This is a genomic window from Blastococcus sp. KM273129 (assembly GCF_021698995.1).
GTDB lineage: Bacteria > Actinomycetota > Actinomycetes > Mycobacteriales > Geodermatophilaceae > Blastococcus.
This window is the reverse complement of sequence record NZ_SSXB01000051.1, coordinates 1-21,581: the sequence shown is the minus strand read 5'-3', so window position 1 is coordinate 21,581 and position 21,581 is coordinate 1. Positions and strand designations below refer to the sequence as shown.

The following is a 21,581-nucleotide window of genomic DNA, read 5'->3' as shown; positions in this document are numbered from 1 at the left end:
ACCCGTGGAGCATGCGCGCGTGACGACGCCCGACTACCGGCTCAGCCAGCTGGAGACGCTGGAGGCCGAGTCCATCCACGTCATCCGTGAGGTGGTGGCCGAGCTCGAGCGGCCGGTGCTGCTGTTCTCCGGCGGCAAGGACTCCATCGTGATGCTGGAGCTGGCCCGCAAGGCGTTCGCGCCCGCCCGCATCCCGTTCCCCGTCATGCACGTGGACACCGGGCTGAACTTCCCCGAGGTGCTGGCCTTCCGCGACAAGCGGGTCGCGGAGCTCGACGTCCAGCTCGTGGTCGCCTCGGTGCCCGACGCGATCGCGGCCGGCACCGTCAAGGAGGAGCCCAACGGCTCCAGGAACCGCATCCAGACGCCGGTCCTGCTCGACGCGGTCGAGGAGCACGGCTTCACCGCCCTGTTCGGCGGCGCCCGCCGCGACGAGGACAAGGCCCGCGCCAAGGAGCGGGTGTTCTCCTTCCGCGACGAGTTCGGCCAGTGGGACCCGAAGAACCAGCGCCCCGAGCTCTGGGACCTCTACAACGGCCGCATCCACCTCGGCGAGTCGATCCGCGTCTTCCCGCTGTCGAACTGGACCGAGCTGGACATCTGGCAGTACGTCCTCCGCGAGGAGATCGCCATCCCCCCGCTGTACCTGGCCCAGGAGCGGGACGTCGTCGAGCGCCAGGGGATGCTCTACGCGGTCAACGAGTTCATCACCCCGCGCGAGGGCGAGCAGGTGCAGCGCCGGAGCGTCCGCTACCGCACGGTCGGCGACGCCAACCTGACCGCCGCCGTCCCCTCGACCGCCACCACGGTCGAGGAGGTCATCGCCGAGATCGCGGTGACCCGCATGACCGAGCGCGGGGCCACCCGCGGGGACGACAAGGTCAGCGACGCCGCCATGGAGGACCGCAAGAAGGAGGGCTACTTCTGATGCCCGCGGTCCTGACCCCGGCGGCGCAGGCGGCCCACCACCAGCTTCAGCACGACGGCGAGCAGCAGCAGCCCCGTCACCCAGCCGGCGACCTCCGGCGTCCCGCCCGGCCGCGCGCCGAGCAGCCCGTACGCCCAGTCCGCCACGGCGAAGCCGACGACGTACCCCGCGACCACGACGAGCAGCCCCGGTACGGCGAGCAGAACGAACACCCGCTGCCTCCCCGGTCGTCGACGGACACCAGCGTCCGCCACGCCGCCGCACCGCGCCAGGAGACCGCCCGATGACCGACGCACCCGTCGACGTCCACTCGGCCGCCGCCGAGGCCGCCGCCGAGATCGCCACCGCGCGCAAGGACATCCTGCGCATCGCCACCGCCGGCTCGGTGGACGACGGCAAGAGCACGCTGATCGGCCGCCTGCTCTACGACAGCAAGGCCGTCTTCGAGGACCAGTACGAGGCGGTCGAGCGGGCCAGCAAGGGCGACTACGTCGACCTCGCGCTGCTCACCGACGGCCTGCGCGCCGAGCGCGAGCAGGGCATCACCATCGACGTCGCCTACCGGTACTTCGCCACCCCGCGGCGCACGTTCATCCTGGCCGACACCCCCGGTCACGTGCAGTACACGCGGAACATGGTCACCGGCGCCTCGACCGCCGACCTCGCGATCGTGCTGGTCGACGCCCGCAAGGGCATGGTCGAGCAGAGCCGGCGGCACGCCTTCCTCGCCTCGCTGCTGCGGGTGCCGCACCTGGTCGTCGCCGTCAACAAGATGGACCTCGTCGACTGGTCGGAGGAGACCTACGAGGCGATCCGCGACGAGTTCACCGCGTTCGCCGCCAAGCTCGACGTCCCCGACCTGACCGTGGTGCCGATCTCGGCGCTGCACGGCGACAACGTCGTGCGCCGGTCGGAGAACACGCCGTGGTACCAGGGCCCCTCGCTGCTGCACCACCTCGAGCACGTGCACGTCGCCAGCGACCGCAACCTGATCGACGTGCGCTTCCCGGTGCAGTACGTCATCCGGCCGCAGTCCGACGCGCACCACGACTACCGCGGCTACGCCGGGACGGTCGCCAGCGGCGTGCTGCGCCCCGGCGACGAGGTGCAGGTGCTGCCCAGCGGCCTGACGACGACGATCGCCGGCATCGACGGGCCCCGCGGCCCGGTGGCGGAGGCCTTCGCGCCCATGTCGGTGACCGTGCGCCTGACCGACGACCTCGACGTCTCGCGCGGCGACCTGATCTGCCGGCCGGCGAACGCCCCGCACGTGACCCAGGACCTCGACGCGCTGGTGTGCTGGATGACCGACGAGCCGCTGCGCCCGCGCCGGCGGCTGGCCGTCAAGCACACCACCCGGTCGGTGCGCGCCATGGTCAAGGAGCTGGTCTACCGCCTGGACGTGAACACGCTGCACCGCGAGCAGGGGGCCGGCGAGCTCGGGCTCAACGACATTGGCCGGGTGCGGTTGCGCACCACCCAGCCGCTGTTCGTGGACGAGTACTCCCGCAACCGCGTGACGGGGCGGTTCATCCTCGTCGACGAGGCGACCAACGCCACCGTCGGCGCGGGGATGCTGGTCCCCGGCAGCTAGCGGAGGGATCCCTCGGTGGTGCCCTGGCTCAGCTGACGGGGTCCTGGCTCACCGCCGACCGTGAGCCAGGACCCTTGATGATCCGGTCACCTGATCATCAAGGGGGGTCAGCGAAGGGTGACGGGGAGCGCCGCGAAGCCGCGCAGGGTCTGCAGGTCGCGGCGCACCGGGCGGCCGGCCACACGCAGGCCCGGGAAGCGCTCGCCGAGCACCTGCAGGCCCACGGCGCCCTCCAGCCGGGCCAGCCCGGCGCCCAGGCAGTAGTGGATGCCGCCGGAGAAGGCCAGGTGCTCGCGCGCGTTGGCCCGCGTGACGTCGAAGCGCGCCGGGTCGTGGAAGACGTCGGGATCGCGGTTCGCCGCCCCCAGCAGCAGCGTGACCCGCATGCCGGCGGCCACCCGTCGCCCGGCGAGCTCGACGTCCGCGCGCGCCGTCCGGCCGGTCAGCTGCACCGGGCTGTCCAGCCGCAGCACCTCCTCGACGGCGTCCTCCCAGCTCGCGTCGCCGCCGCGCAGGGCCGCCCACTGGTCGCGGTGCGCGTCCAGCAGCACCACGGCGTTGCCCAGCAGGTTGACCGTGGTCTCGAAGCCGGCGCCCAGGAGCAGCAGCACGGTGGCGTGCAGCTCCCGATCGGTGAGCGCCTCGTCGGGCGGCAGGGTGACCAGCCGGCTGACCAGGTCCTCGCCGGGCTCCCGGCGCAGCCGGTCGAAGTGCTCGGCGAGGAAGCGGTGCATCGCCCGCAGCGCTCGCTCCGCGGCCAGGAAGCGGCCCAGCGGGAGGCCGGGGTCGAGGGTCGCGGCGGCCGCCGCCCCCCAGCGGAGGAAGTCCTCGCGGCGCTCGACCGGGACGCCCAGGAGCTCGGCGATGACCAGCACGGGCAGCTGCGCCGCGTAGGCATCGACGAGGTCGACGACGCCGTCGCGGCCCTCGAGGTCATCCAGGAGCCGCTCGGCGGTGCGCCGGACCGCCGGCTCGAACGCCGCCGTCGCCCGCGGGGTGAAGGCCCGGCTGACCAGCCGGCGGAACCGGGTGTGGTCGGGCGGGTCGACGACGAGCATGGACGGCGGCTCCGCCACCCCGGCCGCGGCGGGGTCGTCCCCGAACGCCAGTGCCCAGCGGATCACCCGCGGCGCCGCCGAGCGGTCCCAGCCCACACCGAAGCGGTCGCTGCGCAGCACCTCCTGGGCCACCGGGTGCGACGTGGTGACCAGCCCGAGGCTGCTGCCGGTGAGCGGCCCGCGGGCGCGCAGCTCCTCGTACAGCGCGTAGGGCTGCTCCCGCAGGGCCCGGTCGCGCATCAGGCGGCCGACGGCGTCACCCCGGCGGGCGCTGCGGGAGAGGTAGACGGCGGGCAGCCCGTGCCGGACGGCCCAGCGGGCCGCGGTGCGGGCGGGCCGGGCCAGCTGCTCCGCTGTGGCGGTCATCACCGCAGTGTGCCAACGCCGGGGCCGGACGCGGCACCGCCCCCGGCCCGGCGTGCGGGGCGGGGGCGGTGCGGGACTTCCGGGACTCAGGCCTCGTCGCTGGGGGCCGGCGCGGACCCCGGGTCGCCGTCCCAGTCCTTGCCCGCGACGTCGGCGTTCTCCGACGCGCTGTCGGTCTGGCTCGCCACCGTCTCGACCATCTCCTCGTCGGAGACGTTCTCACCGGCGGCGTGGGTGTTCGGCTCGCTCATCGCGCAGTCCCTTCCTTCGGCTGGCTTCCTCCTCGCCCGTCCCCGATCGGCGACCGCGGCAAACCAGCCGGCGCGTCACAGCAGGGGTGGGCGCAGCTCGAACCACACGCGCTTGCCGTCGCGGTGCTCCTCGCACCCCCACCGGTCGGCGAGCACCTCGACCATGAGCATCCCCCGGCCCCGGGGGCGGTTCCCGGAGAACTGCTGGACCACGGGGCGGACCGGCGAGCAGTCGACGACGGCGAGGCGCAGCCAGTCGTCCGAGAGGGTCGCCTCCACGGTCAGGCAGGCGGTGCCGCCGACGTGGTCCACGACGTTGGCCACGAGCTCGGTCACCAGCAGGGCGGCGTCGTCGTGGTCCTGGCGGGCACCCCAGGCGCCCAGCAGCTGCCGGACCAGCCGCCGGGCGGCCGGGACGCTGGCCGCGACCGGCGGGAGGTCGAGGCTGGCGCTGAGCGTGGACATGGGCGGGTCCGATCTGCGGCGGGCGGGCAGGCGGCTGGTCGCCCGGCGGTGGCGACGTCGGCAGACCGGGGAGCTCGACTGGTTGCGCACAACCTGCCACGCGGGACCTCCGGGGCGCACCCCCCCTTGCCCCACGAGGCCGGTTGTGTGCAACACATGTCCCGCTAGAGTTCTCCCGACACACCGCCGACGTCCGTGAGGAGCAGCGATGAGCGGCCCGCACGGAACGCCGGACGAACCGGCCGAGGCGGCGCTGGAGCGCCTGATCGCCTGCATCGACTCCTCCCTCGCCGAGCTGCAGCACGCCCGCGCCCGCGCCGACCTGCTGCTGGCCGAGCGCCGCGCCGGCCGGTCCTGGCTGCACCTGGTCACCGAGGAGTCCGGCCCGCTGGTGGTGGAGAGCGTCTCCACCGTCCTCGCCTCCCTCGCGACCGCCGGCCACGCCTTCCGGCGGGAGGAGGCTGCGGCCCTGCAGCGCGAGCAGGTGAGCATCAACCGGATCGCCGCGCTCTTCGGCGTCACCCGCCAGCGCATCTCGGCCCTGCTGAAGGAGAACGGCGCCGGACCGCGGCCCTAGACGCCGATCGCGTCGATCGCCTTGTAGATGCGCTGCTCGGACACCGGGCGGGGGGTGCCCACGTTCTGGGCGAACAGGCCCACCCGCAGCTCCTCGAGCATCCAGCGCACCCGGGTCACCGGGTCGTCGGGCGCACCGGTCGGCGGGACCTGCCTCCGGAGCTGCTCGTACTCCGCCGTCACGGCGGCCACCTGCTGCATCCACAGCTCGTCGCGCGCCGCGTTGGCCGGCAGCTTCTCCAGCCGGTGCACCATCGCGGTGAGGTACCGGACGAGGTCGGGCAGCCGGCGGCGGCCGGTGCCGGCGACGAACCCGCGGTGCAGCAGCCCCGTCATCTGGCGCCGCAGGTCGGCCACCGCCGCCTCGGGCACCCGGCGGGCGGGTGCGCCACCGATCGCCACCGCCACCTCGCGCGCCCGGCTCAGCACGGCCTCGACGCGCGTGACCGTGTCGACGGTGAGCCGGTGCAGCTCCCCCTTCGCGGAGGCGACGAGGGCGTCGAAGGCGGCCTCGTCGCGGGGTGGCCCGCCGGCGGCGGCGATCAGCTCGTCGGCGGCCGCGTCCACGCAGTCGGCGACCAGGTCGGGGATCTCGCCGTCCGGGTTGAACTGCAGGGCCAGCCGTGTGGCCGGGCCCAGCCCCTTGACCACCTGCTTGACCGGCGAGCCGGCGACCAGCACCAGCAGCCGCCGGGCGCCGCGCCAGGTCAACCGGGTCGCCTCCGCCTCGGTGGGGACGACCCGGATGCCGACCGTCGCCCCCTCGTCCACCAGCGCGGGGTGCGCCGTGACGACGTGGCCGCCGCGGCGCACCTCGACGGTGCGCGGCAGCTCGCCGAACTCCCACGACGTGCACCCGGTGCGCTCGATGTCCGAGGCGGCCCGCGCCAGGCCGGCCCGCGCCTGCGGGGCCACCTGCGCCTTGAGCGCGGCGAGGTCCTTGCCCGTGGCCAGGGGGCGGTGCTGGTCGTCGAGCACCCGGAACGTCGCGCGCAGGTGGCCGGGCACCTGCCCCGGCTGCCAGGCGTCGGGCGGGACGGTGATCGCCGCCGACCGCCGGAGCTCCCGCTCCAGCGCCGGCAGCAGCGGCTCCCCCGGATCGATGCGCGGCAGCACCTCGCGGACGCGGTCCGGGATCGGCACCAGTGCCCGGCGGAACTGCTTGGGCAGGGTGCGCAGCAGCGCCGTCACCAGCTCCTCGCGCAGACCGGGCACCGTGAAGGCCAGCGACTCCCCGGACGTCCGCTCCGCGACCGAGTCCAGCACCCCCAGCGGCACGTCGACCGTCACGCCGTCCTCGGCGCTGCCGGGCGCGAAGGCGTAGGACAGGGGCAGGGTGAGCGGCGCCGTCAGCCCACCCAGCCGCACCTCGTCGGGGAAGTCCTCCGGGCGCACCTGCGCCGCCGCGGCGGTGTTGGTCAGCATCTCCGGCGAGAAGGAGAGCAGGTCGGGCTGCTCGTGGCGGGCGCGCTTCCACCACCGGTCGAAGTGCCGGGTGGAGACGACGTCGGCGGGCACCCGGGCGTCGTAGAGCTCGAACAGCGTCTCGTCGTCGACGCCGATGTCGCGCCGCCGGGCGCGCTCCTCGAGCTCGGCCACCCGCTCGATCGCCCGCTGGTTCTCGGCCCAGAAGCGGTGGTGGGTCGTCCACTCCCCCTGCACCAGGGCGTGGCGGATGAACAGTTCCCGCGAGACGACCGGGTCGATCGACCCGTACTGCACGCGGCGGCCGACGACCAGCGGCAGCCCGTAGAGGGTGACCCGCTCGGTGGCGACGACGGAGCCGCGCTTGGCGTCCCACCGCGGCTCCGAGTACTGGCGCTTGACCAGGTGGTCGGCGAGCTTCTCGACGGTCTCGGGGTCGATCCGCGCCACCGTGCGGGCGAACAGCCGGCTGGTCTCGACCAGCTCGGCGGCCACCACCCAACGCGGCGGCTTCTTCGCCAGCGGGGTGCCGGGCGCGATCACGAACCGGGTGTTCCGCGTGCCGAGGTACTCCCGGCCCGGGCGGCCCGGCTTGCCGTCGCGCCCCTTGACCGGCTCGGCCTGCATGCCCACGTGCGAGAGCAGCCCGGCGAGCAGCGCGGCGGTGATGCCGCGCTCGTCCGGCTCGGTCGCCGGCCCGGGCAGGGCCATGCCCAGCCGGCGGGCGGTGCCGCGCAGCTGGCCGTGCAGGTCCTGCCACTCGCGGATGCGCAGGTAGTGCAGGAACTCCCGCTTCACCGTGCGGCGGAACTGGTTGCCGCTGAGCGCCTCCTGCTGCTCGCCGAGGTAGCGCCACAGGTTGAGCAGGGCCAGGAAGTCGGAGTGCTCGTCGGCGAACCGGGCGTGCATCTGGTCGGCGGCCTGCTGGTGCTCGGTGGGCCGCTCGCGCGGATCCTGGATGGTGAGGCCGGCCGCGATGACCAGCACCTCCTCCAGCACCCCGCGCCGGTCGGCCTCGACCACCATGCGGGCCATCCGCGGGTCCAGCGGGAGCGCGGCCAGCGCCCGGCCGGTGGGGGTGAGCTTCCCGTGCTCGTCGAGCGCGTGCAGCTCCTCGAGCAGCGCCAGCCCGTCGGCGACGGCCCGCCGGTCGGGCGGGTCGACGAAGGGGAAGTCCTCGACCGCGCCGAGGTCGAGCGCGGCCATCTGCAGCAGCACCGACGCGAGGTTGGTGCGCAGGATCTCCGGGTCGGTGAACTCGGGGCGGCTCTCGAAGTCGGCCTCGGTGTAGAGCCGGATCGCGACACCCGGCCCGAGCCGGCCGCAACGACCCGACCGCTGCCGGGCCGAGGCCTGGCTGACCGGCTCGATCGGCAGGCGCTGCACCTTGGTGCGATGGCTGTACCGGGAGATCCGCGCGGTCCCCGGGTCGACGACGTAGCGGATGCCCGGCACGGTCAGCGAGGTCTCGGCGACGTTGGTGGCCAGCACGATCCGCCGTCCGGTGTGCGGGGCGAAGACCTTGTGCTGGTCGGCGGCCGACAGCCGCGAGTAGAGCGGGACGATCTCCGTGCCCGGCAGCGCGCGGTCGGCGAGCGCGTCCTGGGTGTCGCGGATCTCCCGCTCACCGGCGAGGAAGACCAGGATGTCGCCGGGCCCCTCCGCGACCAGCTCGTCGACGGCGTCGAGGATCGCGGTGACCTGGTCCCTGTCGGGGTCGTAGCCCTCGTCGTCCGCCTTCGCATCGGGGTCGACGACGGGCCGGTAGCGGACCTCCACCGGGTAGGTGCGCCCGCTGACCTCCACGACCGGCGCGTCCCCGAAGTGACGGGCCACCCGCTCGACGTCGATGGTCGCCGAGGTGATGACCAGCTTCAGGTCCGGGCGCCGCGGCAGGATCTGCGCGAGGTAGCCCAGCAGGAAGTCGATGTTGAGGCTCCGCTCGTGGGCCTCGTCGATGATGATCGTGTCGTACTGGCGCAGCAGCCGGTCGTGCCCGATCTCGGCCAGGAGCACGCCGTCGGTCATCAGCTTGACCAGGGTCGCGTCCGAGACCTGGTCGTTGAAGCGCATCTTGTAGCCGACGGTCTCGCCCAGCGGCGTGCCGAGCTCCTCGGCGATCCGCTCCGCGACGCTGCGCGCCGCGATCCGCCGGGGCTGGGTGTGCCCGATCCGGCCCCGCACGCCGCGGCCGAGCTCGAGCGCGATCTTGGGCAGCTGGGTGGTCTTGCCCGAGCCGGTCTCCCCGGCCACGACGACGACCTGGGCGCCCCGGAGGGCGGCGGCGATGTCGTCGCGCCGGGCGCTGACCGGGAGGTCCTCCGGGTAGGAGATCGCCGGCACGGCCGCCCGGCGCCGCGCGATCCGCTCCTCGGCGACGGCGACGTCGGCAACGATGCGCGCCCGCTGCTGATCGCGTGCCTGCGCGTCCCTGGTGCGCCGCAGCCCGTCCAGCCGGCGGCCCAGCCGGTGCTCGTCGAGGAGGGTCAGCTGCGACAGCCGGGACCGCAGGTCCTCGTGCAGGGCGGTCACGGCGGTTCTCGCACTCCTCTTCGGCTCGGTGACGTCACCGCGGGCGGGTGATCCCTCCCAGCATCGCACCGTCTGCGCGCCGGGCCGTCCCGCCCGCCGAAACAGATGCATGCGCCTTACAACAAGGTGTAGCGTGCACCAGTCATTCCTCTCCCCCGACCCCGAGGAGCCCCGTGACGGACAACCCCGCAGCCGGCGACCACCGCGGCTCCGGCGTCGGCGTCCTCGGCGAGCAGCTGCCCCGCTTCATGCGGCTCATGCACGGCCTCAAGAGCCAGCACACCGCCGAGGGCGGGCGCGACCGCGCGGCCCACGTGCTGCTGTTCCCGCTGTGCCGGCTGGGCCCGCTCCGCCAGGGTGCGCTGGCCGACCTGGTGCACGCCGATCCCTCCACGGTCAGCCGGCACGTGACCCTCCTCGTGGAGCAGGGCCTGGTGCGCCGCGCGGCCGACGAGTCCGACGGCCGGGCCAGCAACCTCGTCATCACCGAGGCGGGCCGCGCCCAGCTCGACCGGCTCCGCCTCGAGCGGGAGGCCTACCTGCGCCAGGTGACCGCTGACTGGACCGGCGAGGAGCTGCAGACCTTCACCGCGCTCTTCGACCGGCTGCTCGACGGCATCGCGGCCACCCTGCCCTCCGACCCCATGTCCACGACCGACGACCGGACGGTGTCCGCATGACCTCCACCCGCACCACCGCGGCGTCGCGCCGCGAGGCCCGCGCGGCCGCCGCCGCCCCCGATGCCGGCGGCGTCTTCAGCCACCGGCAGATCGTCACCATCCTGGCCGGGCTGATGGTCGCCATGTTCCTGGCCGCGCTGGACCAGACGGTGGTCGCCACCGCGATCCGCACGATCGCCGACGACCTCCAGGGCTACGACCTGCAGGCCTGGGCGACGACGGCCTTCCTGATCACCTCGACGATCGCCACGCCGCTGTACGGCAAGCTCTCCGACATCTACGGCCGCCGGCCGTTCTACCTGTTCGCGATCGCGATCTTCGTCGTCGGCTCGGCGCTGTGCGGCATCGCCGACACGATGTACCAGCTGGCCGCCTTCCGCGCGGTCCAGGGCATCGGTGCCGGCGGGCTGATGTCGCTGGCGCTGGCGATCATCGGTGACATCGTCCCGCCCCGGCAGCGGTCGCGGTACCAGGGCTACTTCATGGCCGTCTTCGGCACCTCCAGCGTGCTGGGCCCGGTCATCGGCGGCTTCCTCGCCGGCCAGGGGACGCTGCTCGGCGTCGACGGCTGGCGCTGGATCTTCTGGGTCAACGTGCCCCTCGGGCTGCTCGCCTTCGCCGCGGTCTGGCGGGTGCTGCACCTGCCGCACGAGAGCCGCCCGCACCGGATCGACTGGCCGGGCGCCCTGGCGCTCATCACCTTCCTCGTGCCGCTGCTCGTCGTCGCCGAGCAGGGCCGCATCTGGGGCTGGAGCTCCGCCGGCGCGGTCACCTGCTACGTGATCGGTGCGGCCGGCTTCGCCCTGTTCCTCCTGGCCGAGCGCGCCTACCGGGACGACGCGCTGCTGCCCCTGCGGCTGTTCCGCAACCGCAGCTTCGCCGTCAGCGGCATCGGTTCGGTGGTCATGGGCGCCGGGATGTTCGGCGGGCTCCTGCTGCTCCCGCAGTACCTGCAGATCGTCCAGGGCTCCAGCGCGACCGTGGCCGGGCTGCAGATGATCCCGCTGGTCGCCGGCATCATGACCGGGGCGATGAGCTCGGGCATCGCCATCTCGAAGACCGGGAAGTACAAGGTCTTCCCGCTGGCCGGCATCGCGCTCATGGTGACGGCGCTGCTGTCGATGTCGTTCCTGGTCGACGCCGACACCTCGGTCTGGACGCTCGTGCCCTTCATGGTCCTGCTCGGGCTGGGGCTCGGCTTCAACTTCCAGCCGGTCATCCTCGCCGTGCAGAACGCCGTCTCCCCGCGGGAGATGGGCGTGGCCACCTCCTCGGTGACCTTCTTCCGGCAGATGGGCGGCACGATCGGGACGGCGGCGTTCCTGTCGATCCTCTTCACCCGGCTGCCGCAGGACATCGACGCGGCCGTCCAGGACACCGTGCGGGCGAACCCGGAGCTGGCCCCGCAGTTCCAGCAGCTGGCCACCGGCGGTGGCAGCTCGCTCGACGACACCTCCTTCATCCAGGAGCTGCCGGCGGCGCTGGCCGAGCCCTTCAAGGTGGGCTTCTCGACCTCGATCGACCTGGTGTTCCTCATCGCCGCCGGTGTCGTCGCGGTCGGGTTCTTCGTCTTCCTGTTCCTCCCGCAGCTCGCGCTGAGCACCCAGTCGGGCATCCAGGCCCGGCAGGGGGAGGCGGCCGGGACGGCGACCAGCGACCCCGGGGACCCCGTCGAGGAGGCCACCGAGGCCGTGGGCGCGGCGGCCCCCACCTCGGTCCCGCCGCCGGTGGGGCAGCCGGGCGACCGGCCGGACGCCCCGCGCTGAGCCCCGGGACGCCACGCACCCCGCGCTGCAGGGTGCGTGGCGGCGCGGGGGCCGGAGGCTCCCCGCCGCCACGCACGGCCGGGCCCGGCGCAGGGCGGGGACGGCTCCTGGTCGCGGTGTCGTCCGGAGGACGACGGTGCCACGGTGTCAGGGCTGGAAGACCGCCCGCACGCAGCCCTCGTCCTTGTCCTTGAACAGCTGGTAGCCCCGCGGCGCCTCGGTGAGCGGCATGACGTGCGTGGCCAGGTGCTCGGTGACCAGCTCGCCGGCCTCCATGCGGCGCAGCAGCTCGGGGATGTAGCGCTGGGCGTGCACCTGCGCCCCGCGGATCGTGAGGCCCTTGTTCATGGCCGCGCCCAGCGGGAACTTGTCCACCATCGCGGCGAAGACGCCCAGGGTGAAGACCGAGCCGCCCTTGCGGCAGGCCATGACCGCCTCGCGGACGGCGGTCGGCCGGTCGGTCTGCAGCCGCAGCTGCTGCTTGACCTGGTCGTAGATGCCGGGTGCGCCCGGGGCGTGCGCCTCCATCCCCACCGCCTCGATGCAGACGTCCGGCCCGCGCCCGCCGGTGCGCTCGCGCAGCTCGGCGACCACGTCCGTGGCCGTGTAGTCCACGGCCTCGGCGCCGATGTGCTCGCGCACCTGCTGGAGCCGCTCGGGCACCCGGTCGACGACCACGACGTGCTCGGCGCCGAGCAGCATCGCCGCACGGGCCGCCATCTGCCCTACCCCACCGGCGCCCCAGACCGCGACCACGTCACCGGGCCTCGTGCCGGCCAGGTCGGCCCCCATCCACCCCGTCGAGGCGGCGTCGGAGGCGAACACCGCACGGGTGTCCGGGATCGACTCGGGGACGACGAACGTGCCGACGTCGGCGTAGGGCACGCGCATGTACTCGGCGTGGCTGCCGGCGTAGCCGCCCATGGCGTGGGAGTAGCCGAAGCAGCCGCCGGGGCTCTGACCCCACAACCCCTCGGTGATGCCCGGGTTCGGGTTGCCGTTGTCGCACAGGGAGTACAGCTCCTGCCGGCAGTACCAGCAGCTGCCGCAGGCGGCGAACGGCGCGACGACGACGCGGTCGCCCACCTTCCGGTCGCGGACCTCCTTGCCCACCTCGACGACCTCGCCGATGAACTCGTGGCCCATCACGTCACCGGCCCGCATGAACGGGATGTAGCCGCCGACGAGGTGCAGGTCGGAGCCGCAGGTGACCGACTGGCGGATCTTCAGGATCACGTCGCGGTCGTTGAGGATCGTGGGCTCGGGGACGTCCTCGACCGCGATCTGGTTGACGCCCGCCCACGTCGCCGCCTTCACAGGACCCCCTCCTCCGGTGCCCGCTCCGTCATGCCCTCCAGCGCCGCCCCCTGCGGCGTCGGCTTCCGGACCCCGTGCGGCTGCGGGTCCACGCGGAGCACCTCACCGACCTCCAGCAGCTGCTTGGCCTCACGCAGCGCCGCCCGCAGCTCCCCGGCCTCCGCCTCGGACGGCGTCCCGCGGAAGCGGGCCGCGAGCTCGGTGCCCCGGTCCCCCGGCGCGGCCTCGGTGCGCACCTCGATGCGGTCGCCGAACCGGTCCAGCGGCGGCGGGAGGGCGCCGACCTCCTCGGCGGTGCGCAGCACGGTGACCGCCCGCCACCTGCGGGCGGCGGTGGCCGGGTCGTCGGTGACCGACGCCTGGCCGACCCCGGGCAGGCGGACGTGCTGCAGCGTGCTCAGCAGCGCACCTCCCGCTCGGCTGACGATGGCGGGCAGCTCCACGGCGTGCTCCCTCGGGTCGGCTGCGTGTGCTCCCGCCCCTACCCCCTCCGGGCCGCCGGGCAACCGGCCTAGTGTGAAGTGGTTCGCACCTCGTCGCCGTACCCGCGCCTGGAGACCCCGTGCCGTCGTCGTCGCTGATCCTGTCCCGTCGTGACCTGGACTTCCTGCTCAACGAGTGGCTCGACGTCGAGTCCCTCACCAAGCGCGCGCGGTTCACCGAGCACTCGCGGGAGACCTTCGACGCGGTGCTGGACCTCGCCGAGCAGATCGCCACCGAGCACTTCGCCCCGCACAACCGGAAGGCCGACGAGAACGAGCCGCGCTTCGTCGACGGCAAGGTCGAGCTGGTCCCGGAGGTCGCCCAGGCGCTGCGGGTCTTCGCCGAGGCCGGCCTCATGGCCGGCGAGTTCGACGAGGAGTTCGGCGGCATGCAGCTGCCGCACGTGGTCGGGCAGGCGGTCTTCGCCTGGTTCAAGGCCGCCAACGTCGGCACCTCGGCCTACCCGTTCCTGACGATGGGCAACGCCCGCCTGCTGCTGGCGCACGGCAGCCGGGAGCAGATCGACACCTACGTCGCGCCCGAGATCGAGGGCCGCTGGTTCGGCACCATGGCGCTGTCCGAGCCGCAGGCCGGGTCCTCGCTCGCCGACATCACCACCCGGGCGGTGCCGCAGGACGACGGCACCTACCGGCTCACCGGCAACAAGATGTGGATCTCCGGCGGCGACCACGAGCTGACCGAGAACATCGTCCACCTGGTGCTGGCCAAGATCCCCGGCGGCCCACCCGGGGTGAAGGGCATCTCGCTGTTCATCGTCCCGAAGTTCCTGGTGAACCCCGATGGCTCGCTGGGCGAGCGCAACGACGTCGTCCTGGCCGGGCTCAACCACAAGATGGGCTACCGGGGCACGACGAACACGCTGCTCAACTTCGGCGAGGGGGTGCACACCCCGGGTGGGCAGCCCGGCGCCGTCGGCTACCTGGTGGGCGAGCAGCACAAGGGGCTCACCTACATGTTCCACATGATGAACGAGGCGCGGATCGGCGTCGGGATGGGCGCGACGGTGCTGGGCTACACCGGCTACCTGCACGCGCTGGAGTACGCCCGCACCCGCACCCAGGGCCGCCCGGCCGGCGCCAAGGACCCGGCCTCCCCCATGGTGCCGATCGTCGAGCACCCCGACGTCCGCCGGATGCTGCTGGCCGCGAAGACCTACGCCGAGGGCGGCCTGGCGCTCGGTCTGTACTGCGCGCGCCTGGTCGACGAGGAGCAGACCGCCGAGACGCAGGAGGAGCGCGACCGCGCCCACCTGCTGCTGGACATGCTCACCCCGATCGCCAAGGCGTGGCCCTCGCAGTGGGGGCTGGCCGCCAACGACCTGGCCATCCAGGTGCACGGCGGCTACGGCTACACCCGCGACTACCCCGTCGAGCAGTTCTACCGGGACAACCGGCTCAACCCGATCCACGAGGGCACCCAGGGCATCCAGTCGCTCGACCTGCTCGGCCGCAAGGTGGTCATGCAGGGCGGCGCGGGGCTGGCGCTGCTGGGCGAGACGATCGGCGCGACGACCGCCCGCGCCGCCGGGACGCAGTGGGCCGGCTTCGCCGCCGACCTCGACGCCGCGGTGGCCCGGATGGGCGCGGTGACGGCGACGCTCTGGGGCACCGGCGATCCCGACCTCGCCCTGGCCAACTCGCACGTCTACCTGGAGGCCGCCGGGCACGTCGTCGTGGGCTGGCTGTGGCTGGAGCAGGCGCTGGCCGCCGAGGCCGGCAGCACCGACTTCCACGAGGGCAAGCGCGCCGCGGCGCGGTACTTCTGGCGCTGGGAGCTGCCCCGCACGCGTGCCTGGTTTGACCTGCTGGAGTCGCTGGACCGCACGGTGCTCGACGCCCGCGACGCCTGGCTCTGAGACGACGACGCCCCGCCGTCCGGGTGGACGGCGGGGCGGTCGGCGTGCTCGGCTCAGGCGGCGCGCGCGGCTCCGACGGTCTCGGAACCGGTGGCGCGCGGCTTCGCGGCGCGGGTGGCCGCGCGCTGCTCCTGCTCGTACCGGGCGGTGGACTGGGTGCCCATCGCGATGACCAGGGCCGTCAGGACCAGGAACCCCAGCAGGGTCACGGCCGGCCACAACATCATCTGCACTCTCTCCTCGCACAACTCGCGGATGCCGCCACCGGGTCATGGGCGGCGGCACGTCGTCGGGCCTCACTGTCCCCCGATCTCCGCCGTCTCAATCGTCGGTTCCGGGAGTTCACCTGAGGGGGTGTGACACGTTGCACACCCGTCACCCGAGCCGAGCGGGGACGGGCGGCGTGGTTGCATCAGGACGTGCCCGATGCCACAGCAGCCCCCGGGGCCGGTGCGGCTCGAGGCACCCGTCCGGTGGGACTGGTCGTGGCGCTCTCCCTCGGCGTCACCACGCTCTCGCTGCTGCAGAGCCTGGTCGTCCCGGCGCTCGGGCGGATCGAGGAGCAGCTCGGCGTCTCCCCCGGGGCAGCCGGCTGGGTGCTCACGGCCAACCTGCTGGCCGCCGCCGTCCTCACCCCGGTGCTCGGCCGGCTCGGTGACCTGAGGGGCGCCCGCCCGGTGATCCTCGGCATCCTGGTCGCGGTCGCCCTGGGCACCCTGCTCATCGTCCTCACGGAGTCCCTGCCGCTCCTGCTGGCCGGCCGGGTCCTGCAGGGCGCCTCCTACGGGCTCTTCCCGCTGTCGATCAGCGTGCTGCGCCGCGAGCTCCCCGAGGCCCGGCTGAGCGTGGCGATGTCGGTGGTCAGCAGCACGCTGGCCGTCGGCGGCGTCGCCGGCCTCGTCGCCACCGGGCTGCTGACCGGGGACGGCGGCGACTACCGGCACGCCTTCTGGCTGGGGCTGGGCATCACCCTGCTGGCGCTGGCGCTCGCCGCGTGGCTGCTCCCGCGCCGCCCGGTGTCCGCCCGCGGCCGGATCGACTGGTGGGGCGCGCTGGTGCTGGGCCTGGGCCTGGTCCTCCTGCTGCTGCCGCTCTCCCAGGGCCCCACCTGGGGCTGGGTCTCGCCCGGCACGATCGGCTGCTCGATCGGCGCGGTCGCCGTCCTCGCCGGGTGGGTCGTGCTGCAGCGGCGGACTCCCGAGCCGCTGGTGCGGCCCGCGATGCTCACCGACCGGCGCACCGTGGTGCCCAACGTGGCCGGCGTCATGAGCGGCATCGCGCTGTTCGCCTCGTTCCTCGCCGTCCTGCAGTACGTGCAGGCCGACCCCGCCGTCACCGGCTACGGCTTCGACGCGAGCGTGCTGGAGGCGGCGGTGGTCTACCTGCTGCCCGGCGGGGTGGTGGGCATCCTGCTCGCCCCGTTCGCGGGCCGGGTCGTCGGCCGGGTGGGCGGTCTGCCGACGCTCACCGCGGGCGCCCTGTCCGGGGTCGCGGGCTTCGGACTGCTGGCCGGGGCGCGCGGCGAGCCGTGGCTGGTGATCCTCGCCGGGCTGCTCACCCAGGTGTCGGTCACCGTGGCCTACGCGGCCCTCCCGGCGCTCGTCGTCGACGCCGTCCGGGAGGACGAGACGGGCGTGGCGAACGCGGTCAACTCGATCGCCCGCTCGGTGGGCCAGGCGCTGGGCAGCACGCTCGCGGTCACGCTGATCGCGGGCAGCCTCGACCCGGCAACCGGGCTGCCGCGGGCCCTGGCCTTCACGCTGGTCGCCCTCGTCGGCGTCGCCGCCTCGGCCGTCGTCGTGCTGGTGGCCCTGATCGGTGTGCGCGGCGACCGACCGCACCGGCGGCACGGCGACCTCGCGGAGGTGGAGGAGGCGACCGCCGGCGCGGGCGAGTGGTCCCCGGTCTCCGGGGTGCGCTGAGGCCACCGGACCGGTGCGACCGAAGCGTTACGGGCGCGTCCGGCATGGAACCACCCCGTCCGGGGCATCGAGAGGCGCGACCGCCCTCGTCCCCGGAGGACCACACATGGCTCGATCCACCGGCTCGTCCAGCCGCGCGAAGGCTGAGACGCGCTTCACCGACAACCGCGCGGGCGGCGATCCCGCGCCGCAGGACGACAACATCAGCGGAACGCGAGCCGACTACGCCCCCACCGGTGCGGACCCCAAGCCGACGACGGGCGGCACGCTGAAGCGCTCGCTCAAGGAGTTCAGCGAGGACAACCTCACCGACTGGGCCGCGGCGCTGACCTACTACGGCGTCCTGGCGCTGTTCCCCGCGCTCGCCGCCCTCGCGTCGATCGTCGGGCTGCTGACCGACCCCGAGGAGCTCACCACCGCGCTCACCGAGGTCGTCCCGGCGAGCGCCGCGGAGACGCTCGACCCGGTGATCCAGCAGGTCGCCGGCAGCTCGACGGCGGCCGGTCTCGGTCTGATCCTCGGTCTCGCCGGTGCCATCTGGAGCGCCTCGGGCTACGTGGGCGCCTTCACCCGCGCCGCGAACGTCGTCTACGAGACGCGTGAAGGCCGGAAGTTCTACAAGTTGAAGCCGCTCCAGCTGCTGATCACCCTGGTCGGCATCCTGTTCGCCGCCCTGATCCTGGCGATGCTGGTGCTCAGCGGCCCGGTCGTCGACGCGATCGGCCAGGCCATCGGCCTGGGCAGCACGGTCCTCACCATCTGGTCCTGGGCGAAGTGGCCGGTCATCCTCGTGCTGCTGGCGCTGATGATCGCGGTGCTCTACTACTCGACGCCGAACGCCAAGCTGCGCGGCTTCAAGTTCGTGACGCCCGGCGCCGGCGTCGCCATCCTCGTCGCGGTCGTGGCCTCGGCCGCGTTCGCCTTCTACGTGGCGAACTTCGGCAGCTACAACGCCACCTACGGGGCGCTGGCCGGCGTGGTGATCTTCCTGATCTGGTTCTGGCTGATCAACCTGTCGCTGCTGTTCGGCATCGAGCTCGACGCCGAGGTGGAGCGCACCAAGGAGCTGAAGGAGGGTGTGCCGCGGGCCGAGAAGGAGATCCAGCTCGACGCCCGCGACGAGCCCGACGACAAGCAGACCACCTGAGGAAGGACCCCGTCCCCCTCACCCCTCGCACGCCCGGGGTGAGGGGGACGGGGCCTGCGGTGGAGGGCCCGCGCCGGGAGGTGCGGGCCCTCCACCGTCTCAGCGGCTGGTCGGCGGCCGGTCCCCGCGGCGGGCGAGCGGCACCCGCTCGACCACCCCGGCGACGGCGGCCAGCCCCGTGCTCACCGCCCGCCCGGCCGGGACGAACCGGTCCGGTGCGCGGCGCACCCCGGCGTCGACGACGTCGCGGGTGCGGTCGATCAGCGACAGCGGCAACCCGGAGAGCACGTTCCCGGGCGGGCGCCGGGACACCGTCGGGTGCGGCCGGGTGGGCGAGATCCGGGCCATGAGCGCCCAGCGCCGGCCCAGCGACCGCAGCTCCTCGGCGCTGAGCCGCTCCTGGAGCCGGGGGAGCATCACGTCCTCCTCGTCCCGGACGTCCTCCCGCAGCACCTCGACCAGCCGCCGCAGCCGCGCCGGCCGCTCGGGGTCGTCGAGACCGCCGCGCTCGAGCGCGCTGACCAGCTCGTTGACCTCCTGGTGCTCCTGCTCCACCCGCAGCGTCAGCGCGTCACCGTCGGGCAGCACCCGGCGGATGACCGGCCACAGCACGGTCTCCTCCGCGAAGGCGTGGCTGAACACCAGCCGGTCGATGCGGGTGAGCACCTCCTCCTGCGCGGTGCCCTCGGCACCGTCGAGCTCGTGCAGCAGCCGGTCGAGCTCCTCGTGGTCGCGGCGCTGGCGGACGAGCACGCTGCCCGGCCCGCCCAGCTCCTCGGTGGTCTGGTCGGCGATGGATCTGGTCACGCGGTCCTCCGGTCGATCGGTCGGTCGGGGTTCCGTGCCCGCGACGACCCGGCGGCACGCCTGGTTGCGCCCGGCGACCCCGGGTAGGTGCAGCCCACCGATCCGACCCAGGAGGCCGCACCGCGATGAGCGACCCGTCGACGATCACGTCGGACTTCTACGACCTCGAGGCGCTGCTCGACGAGGACGACCGGGCCCTGCTGCACCGGGTGCGCACCTTCATGGACGAGCAGGTCACGCCGATCATCAACGAGTACTGGACCCGCGCCGAGTTCCCCCGCCAGCTGATCCCGGCCATGGCCGGGCTCGGCATCGCCGGCGTGTCGCTCCAGGGGTACGGCTGCCCGGGGCGCTCCTCGCTGGTCGACGGCATGATCGCCATGGAGCTGTCCAAGGGCGACCCGTCGATCTCGACGTTCATGGGCGTGCACGGCGGCCTGGCCATGGGCTCGATCCACCTGTGCGGCTCCGAGGAGCAGAAGGAGCGCTGGCTGCCGGCGATGGCCCGCATGGAGCTGATCGGGGCGTTCGGGCTGACCGAACCCGAACACGGCTCCGACGTCGCCCGGGGCCTGCGCACCACCGCGCGCCGGGACGGCGACTCGTGGGTGCTCGACGGCGAGAAGAAGTGGATCGGCAACGCCAGCTTCGCCGACCTGGTCATCATCTGGGCGCGGGACGTGGAGACCGACCGGGTGCTCGGCTTCGTCGTCGAGCAGGGGACGCCGGGCTTCACCACCGTCGACCTGAAGGACAAGATCGCGCTGCGCGCGGTGCAGAACGCGCACATCACCCTGGAGGGCGTGCGCGTGCCGGAGGCGAACCGGTTGCAGGAGGCGCACAGCTTCCGGGCGACGGCGGACGTCCTCCGCATGACCCGCGCCGGCGTGGCGTGGTCGGCGGTCGGCTGCTCCCGCGGCGCGTACGAGCACGCGCTGCGCTACGCCCTCGAGCGCGAGCAGTTCGGGCAGCCGATCGTGGAGTTCCAGCTCGTGCAGGACCTGCTGGTGCGCATGCTGGGCAACATCACCGCGTCGGCGGCCATGTGCGCCCGGCTGTCGCAGCTGCAGATGGCCGGCACCATGACCGACGAGCACGCGTCGCTGGCCAAGGCGTTCTGCACGATGCGCATGCGGGAGACCGTCGGCTGGGCGCGCGAGCTCATGGGCGGGAACGGCATCCTCCTGGAGAACCACGTGGGCCGGTTCGTCGCCGACGCCGAGGCGATCTACTCCTACGAGGGCACCCGCGAGGTCAACACGCTGATCGTCGGCCGCGGGGTGACCGGGGCGAGCGCCATCGTCTGAGGCCCTACTCGGCGTCCCACCAGGCCTGGGCGGCCTCCGCGGGCGTGCGACCGTCGAACTCGACCGCCCGGTTGAGCCCGACCAGGTCCTCGGTGGTCAACCGCGCGCTCGCGTCGTCGAGGGCTTCCCGCAACGGGGCGCCCCACCGGTCGAGCACCTCCGCCCGCACCATCGGCACCACGTTCTCCCGGGGCTGCAACCCCCGGTCGTCGACGAGCAGCACCAGCGGCGCGGTGGCCAGCCGCGCGTCCGTGGTCTCGAGCATGCCCACCTGCACCTGCCCGGACAGCAGCGCCTCCAGCGTCGCCGCCCGCGACGGCATGCTGGTCACGGCGCCGAACCGGAGCCCGTAGACCTGCTCGAGGCCGAGCAGGCAGAACGGACGGTCCGGGCACTCCGGCGGCCCGCCGAAGGTGAGGGCGCCGGCGAGCGGCACCAGGTCGGAGAGCCGGCTCACCCCGTGCTCGGCGGCGAACCCCGCGGTGACGACGAAGCCGTTCTGGTCCTCCGCCGCGGCGGGGGTCAGGACGTCCACCCCGCGCCCGCCCATCGTGCGGGAGAGGACGGCGTGCATCTGCCCGGGCTCCTCCGGCGGCCGGGGGAACCGCGGGCGGGCGAAGGACAGCGCCGTCCCGAGGTAGTCGACGACGACGTCGACCACGCCCTGCTGCAGCGCCGGGGACACCACCTCCCGGGTGCCGATGCCGTGCTGCACCGAGACCGGCAGGCCACGGCGGCGGGCGGCCTCGGCGTAGACCTCGACGAGGATCTGGTTCTCGGGGAAGTCGTAGGAGGCGAACCGGATCACCTCCGGGTCCTCCGGCGGGGGCTCGGCACGGGTGCAGCCGAGGACTGCGGCGAGCGCCAGCAGCGCCGCTGCGAGGGCCCGGCCAGCGCGCACGGCAGCCACCTCCCGGCCGCACCGCCGCCCACCTGCCGGTGCGGGACGGCGAGGCGCCACCGTAGCGCCGGACCGCGGGGAAAGGGATGGTCCGGGCGCGCGGGGAGGTGGAGCATCTGCGCCATGGCGTCGCTGCCGCAGGCGCTGCCGGAGCCACGGGAGACCGGGCGGGTCGAGCGC

Annotated in this window: 19 protein-coding genes; 9 read left to right on the top strand and 10 right to left on the bottom strand. The window is 73.8% G+C overall.

Features of this window, described 5'->3' with window-relative positions:
- Window positions 1-19: 19 nt before the first annotated feature.
- Window positions 20-928 (top strand): sulfate adenylyltransferase subunit CysD, encoded by a 909-nt coding sequence (cysD, locus tag E9565_RS14645; protein ID WP_236827770.1) that lies wholly within the window; start codon window positions 20-22, stop codon window positions 926-928.
- Here the strand turns inward: cysD and E9565_RS14640 are convergent.
- Complete coding sequence (locus E9565_RS14640; protein ID WP_236827769.1) at window positions 919-1,140, bottom strand: hypothetical protein; 222 nt, start codon at window positions 1,138-1,140, stop codon at window positions 919-921. The genes cysD and E9565_RS14640 overlap by 10 nt on opposite strands.
- 71 nt (window positions 1,141-1,211) lie before the next feature.
- Between E9565_RS14640 and E9565_RS14635 the strand changes: the two genes are divergently transcribed.
- The gene (locus E9565_RS14635) at window positions 1,212-2,522 is read left to right on the top strand and encodes a sulfate adenylyltransferase subunit 1 (protein ID WP_236827768.1); all 1,311 of its coding nucleotides are present in this window, start codon (window positions 1,212-1,214) and stop codon (window positions 2,520-2,522) included.
- A gap of 107 nt (window positions 2,523-2,629) precedes the next feature.
- Here E9565_RS14635 and E9565_RS14630 read toward each other — a convergent pair whose 3' ends face one another.
- The 3 genes from E9565_RS14630 to E9565_RS14620 all read right to left on the bottom strand — a co-directional run bounded on the left by E9565_RS14630 (window position 2,630) and on the right by E9565_RS14620 (window position 4,662).
- The gene (locus E9565_RS14630) at window positions 2,630-3,946 is read right to left on the bottom strand and encodes a cytochrome P450 (protein WP_236835646.1); all 1,317 of its coding nucleotides are present in this window, start codon (window positions 3,944-3,946) and stop codon (window positions 2,630-2,632) included.
- Between the two features lie 86 nt (window positions 3,947-4,032).
- The gene (locus E9565_RS14625) at window positions 4,033-4,197 is read right to left on the bottom strand and encodes a hypothetical protein (RefSeq protein WP_236827766.1); all 165 of its coding nucleotides are present in this window, start codon (window positions 4,195-4,197) and stop codon (window positions 4,033-4,035) included.
- A gap of 75 nt (window positions 4,198-4,272) precedes the next feature.
- Window positions 4,273-4,662 carry an ATP-binding protein gene (locus E9565_RS14620; RefSeq protein ID WP_236835644.1) on the bottom strand — a complete coding sequence of 130 codons (390 nt, stop codon included), beginning with the start codon at window positions 4,660-4,662 and terminating at the stop codon, window positions 4,273-4,275.
- Between the two features lie 208 nt (window positions 4,663-4,870).
- Here E9565_RS14620 and E9565_RS14615 point away from each other — a divergent pair, with 208 nt between their 5' ends.
- On the top strand, window positions 4,871-5,239 hold the full coding sequence (locus E9565_RS14615) for a hypothetical protein (protein WP_236827764.1): 369 nt from the start codon (window positions 4,871-4,873) through the stop codon (window positions 5,237-5,239).
- Here the strand turns inward: E9565_RS14615 and hrpA are convergent.
- The gene (gene hrpA, locus E9565_RS14610; protein WP_236835642.1) at window positions 5,236-9,195 is read right to left on the bottom strand and encodes an ATP-dependent RNA helicase HrpA; all 3,960 of its coding nucleotides are present in this window, start codon (window positions 9,193-9,195) and stop codon (window positions 5,236-5,238) included. The two genes, E9565_RS14615 and hrpA, sit on opposite strands and share 4 nt — an antisense overlap.
- A gap of 173 nt (window positions 9,196-9,368) precedes the next feature.
- On the opposite strand from hrpA, the gene E9565_RS14605 reads away from it, so the two are divergent.
- On the top strand, window positions 9,369-9,875 hold the full coding sequence (locus E9565_RS14605) for a MarR family winged helix-turn-helix transcriptional regulator (protein ID WP_236835640.1): 507 nt from the start codon (window positions 9,369-9,371) through the stop codon (window positions 9,873-9,875).
- Window positions 9,872-11,641, top strand: a complete 1,770-nt coding sequence (locus E9565_RS14600) for an MDR family MFS transporter (RefSeq protein ID WP_236835638.1) — start codon at window positions 9,872-9,874, stop codon at window positions 11,639-11,641. The genes E9565_RS14605 and E9565_RS14600 overlap by 4 nt, the downstream gene beginning before the upstream one ends.
- A gap of 147 nt (window positions 11,642-11,788) precedes the next feature.
- Here E9565_RS14600 and E9565_RS14595 read toward each other — a convergent pair whose 3' ends face one another.
- Both E9565_RS14595 and E9565_RS14590 read right to left on the bottom strand, forming a co-directional pair.
- Window positions 11,789-12,958, bottom strand: a complete 1,170-nt coding sequence (locus tag E9565_RS14595) for a zinc-dependent alcohol dehydrogenase (RefSeq protein WP_236835636.1) — start codon at window positions 12,956-12,958, stop codon at window positions 11,789-11,791.
- The gene (locus E9565_RS14590; protein WP_236835634.1) at window positions 12,955-13,401 is read right to left on the bottom strand and encodes a hypothetical protein; all 447 of its coding nucleotides are present in this window, start codon (window positions 13,399-13,401) and stop codon (window positions 12,955-12,957) included. Before E9565_RS14590 ends, E9565_RS14595 begins: the two co-directional genes overlap by 4 nt.
- A gap of 119 nt (window positions 13,402-13,520) precedes the next feature.
- Here E9565_RS14590 and E9565_RS14585 point away from each other — a divergent pair, with 119 nt between their 5' ends.
- On the top strand, window positions 13,521-15,317 hold the full coding sequence (locus E9565_RS14585; protein WP_236827760.1) for an acyl-CoA dehydrogenase: 1,797 nt from the start codon (window positions 13,521-13,523) through the stop codon (window positions 15,315-15,317).
- 53 nt (window positions 15,318-15,370) lie between these two features.
- On the opposite strand, the gene E9565_RS14580 is transcribed toward E9565_RS14585, so the two are convergent.
- Window positions 15,371-15,544 (bottom strand): hypothetical protein, encoded by a 174-nt coding sequence (locus E9565_RS14580; protein ID WP_236827759.1) that lies wholly within the window; start codon window positions 15,542-15,544, stop codon window positions 15,371-15,373.
- A 246-nt stretch (window positions 15,545-15,790) separates the two neighbouring features.
- On the opposite strand from E9565_RS14580, the gene E9565_RS14575 reads away from it, so the two are divergent.
- Window positions 15,791-17,239, top strand: a complete 1,449-nt coding sequence (locus E9565_RS14575; protein WP_236835632.1) for an MFS transporter — start codon at window positions 15,791-15,793, stop codon at window positions 17,237-17,239.
- Window positions 17,240-17,345: 106 nt separating this feature from the next.
- Complete coding sequence (locus tag E9565_RS14570) at window positions 17,346-18,386, top strand: YihY/virulence factor BrkB family protein (RefSeq protein WP_236827757.1); 1,041 nt, start codon at window positions 17,346-17,348, stop codon at window positions 18,384-18,386.
- 99 nt (window positions 18,387-18,485) lie between these two features.
- Here the strand turns inward: E9565_RS14570 and E9565_RS14565 are convergent, their stop codons facing one another.
- Window positions 18,486-19,193, bottom strand: coding sequence for a hemerythrin domain-containing protein (locus E9565_RS14565; RefSeq protein ID WP_236835631.1), 708 nt, complete (start codon window positions 19,191-19,193; stop codon window positions 18,486-18,488).
- 125 nt (window positions 19,194-19,318) lie between these two features.
- Here E9565_RS14565 and E9565_RS14560 point away from each other — a divergent pair, with 125 nt between their 5' ends.
- Entirely contained in the window at window positions 19,319-20,500 is a 1,182-nt protein-coding gene (locus tag E9565_RS14560; protein WP_236827754.1) for an acyl-CoA dehydrogenase family protein, read from the top strand.
- A 4-nt stretch (window positions 20,501-20,504) separates the two neighbouring features.
- On the opposite strand, the gene E9565_RS14555 is transcribed toward E9565_RS14560, so the two are convergent.
- Window positions 20,505-21,401 carry an ABC transporter substrate-binding protein gene (locus E9565_RS14555; RefSeq protein ID WP_236835629.1) on the bottom strand — a complete coding sequence of 299 codons (897 nt, stop codon included), beginning with the start codon at window positions 21,399-21,401 and terminating at the stop codon, window positions 20,505-20,507.
- Between the last annotated feature and the right edge of the window lie 180 nt (window positions 21,402-21,581).

Coding starts and splice junctions, on each gene's coding strand:
- E9565_RS14570 (WP_236827757.1), top strand. CDS start 17,346: ATGGCTCGATCCACCGGCTCGTCCAGCCGCGCGAAGGCTGAGACGCGC.
- E9565_RS14620 (WP_236835644.1), bottom strand. CDS start 4,662: ATGTCCACGCTCAGCGCCAGCCTCGACCTCCCGCCGGTCGCGGCCAGC.
- E9565_RS14615 (WP_236827764.1), top strand. CDS start 4,871: ATGAGCGGCCCGCACGGAACGCCGGACGAACCGGCCGAGGCGGCGCTG.
- E9565_RS14625 (WP_236827766.1), bottom strand. CDS start 4,197: ATGAGCGAGCCGAACACCCACGCCGCCGGTGAGAACGTCTCCGACGAG.
- E9565_RS14580 (WP_236827759.1), bottom strand. CDS start 15,544: ATGATGTTGTGGCCGGCCGTGACCCTGCTGGGGTTCCTGGTCCTGACG.
- E9565_RS14560 (WP_236827754.1), top strand. CDS start 19,319: ATGAGCGACCCGTCGACGATCACGTCGGACTTCTACGACCTCGAGGCG.
- E9565_RS14635 (WP_236827768.1), top strand. CDS start 1,212: ATGACCGACGCACCCGTCGACGTCCACTCGGCCGCCGCCGAGGCCGCC.
- E9565_RS14600 (WP_236835638.1), top strand. CDS start 9,872: ATGACCTCCACCCGCACCACCGCGGCGTCGCGCCGCGAGGCCCGCGCG.
- E9565_RS14630 (WP_236835646.1), bottom strand. CDS start 3,946: ATGACCGCCACAGCGGAGCAGCTGGCCCGGCCCGCCCGCACCGCGGCC.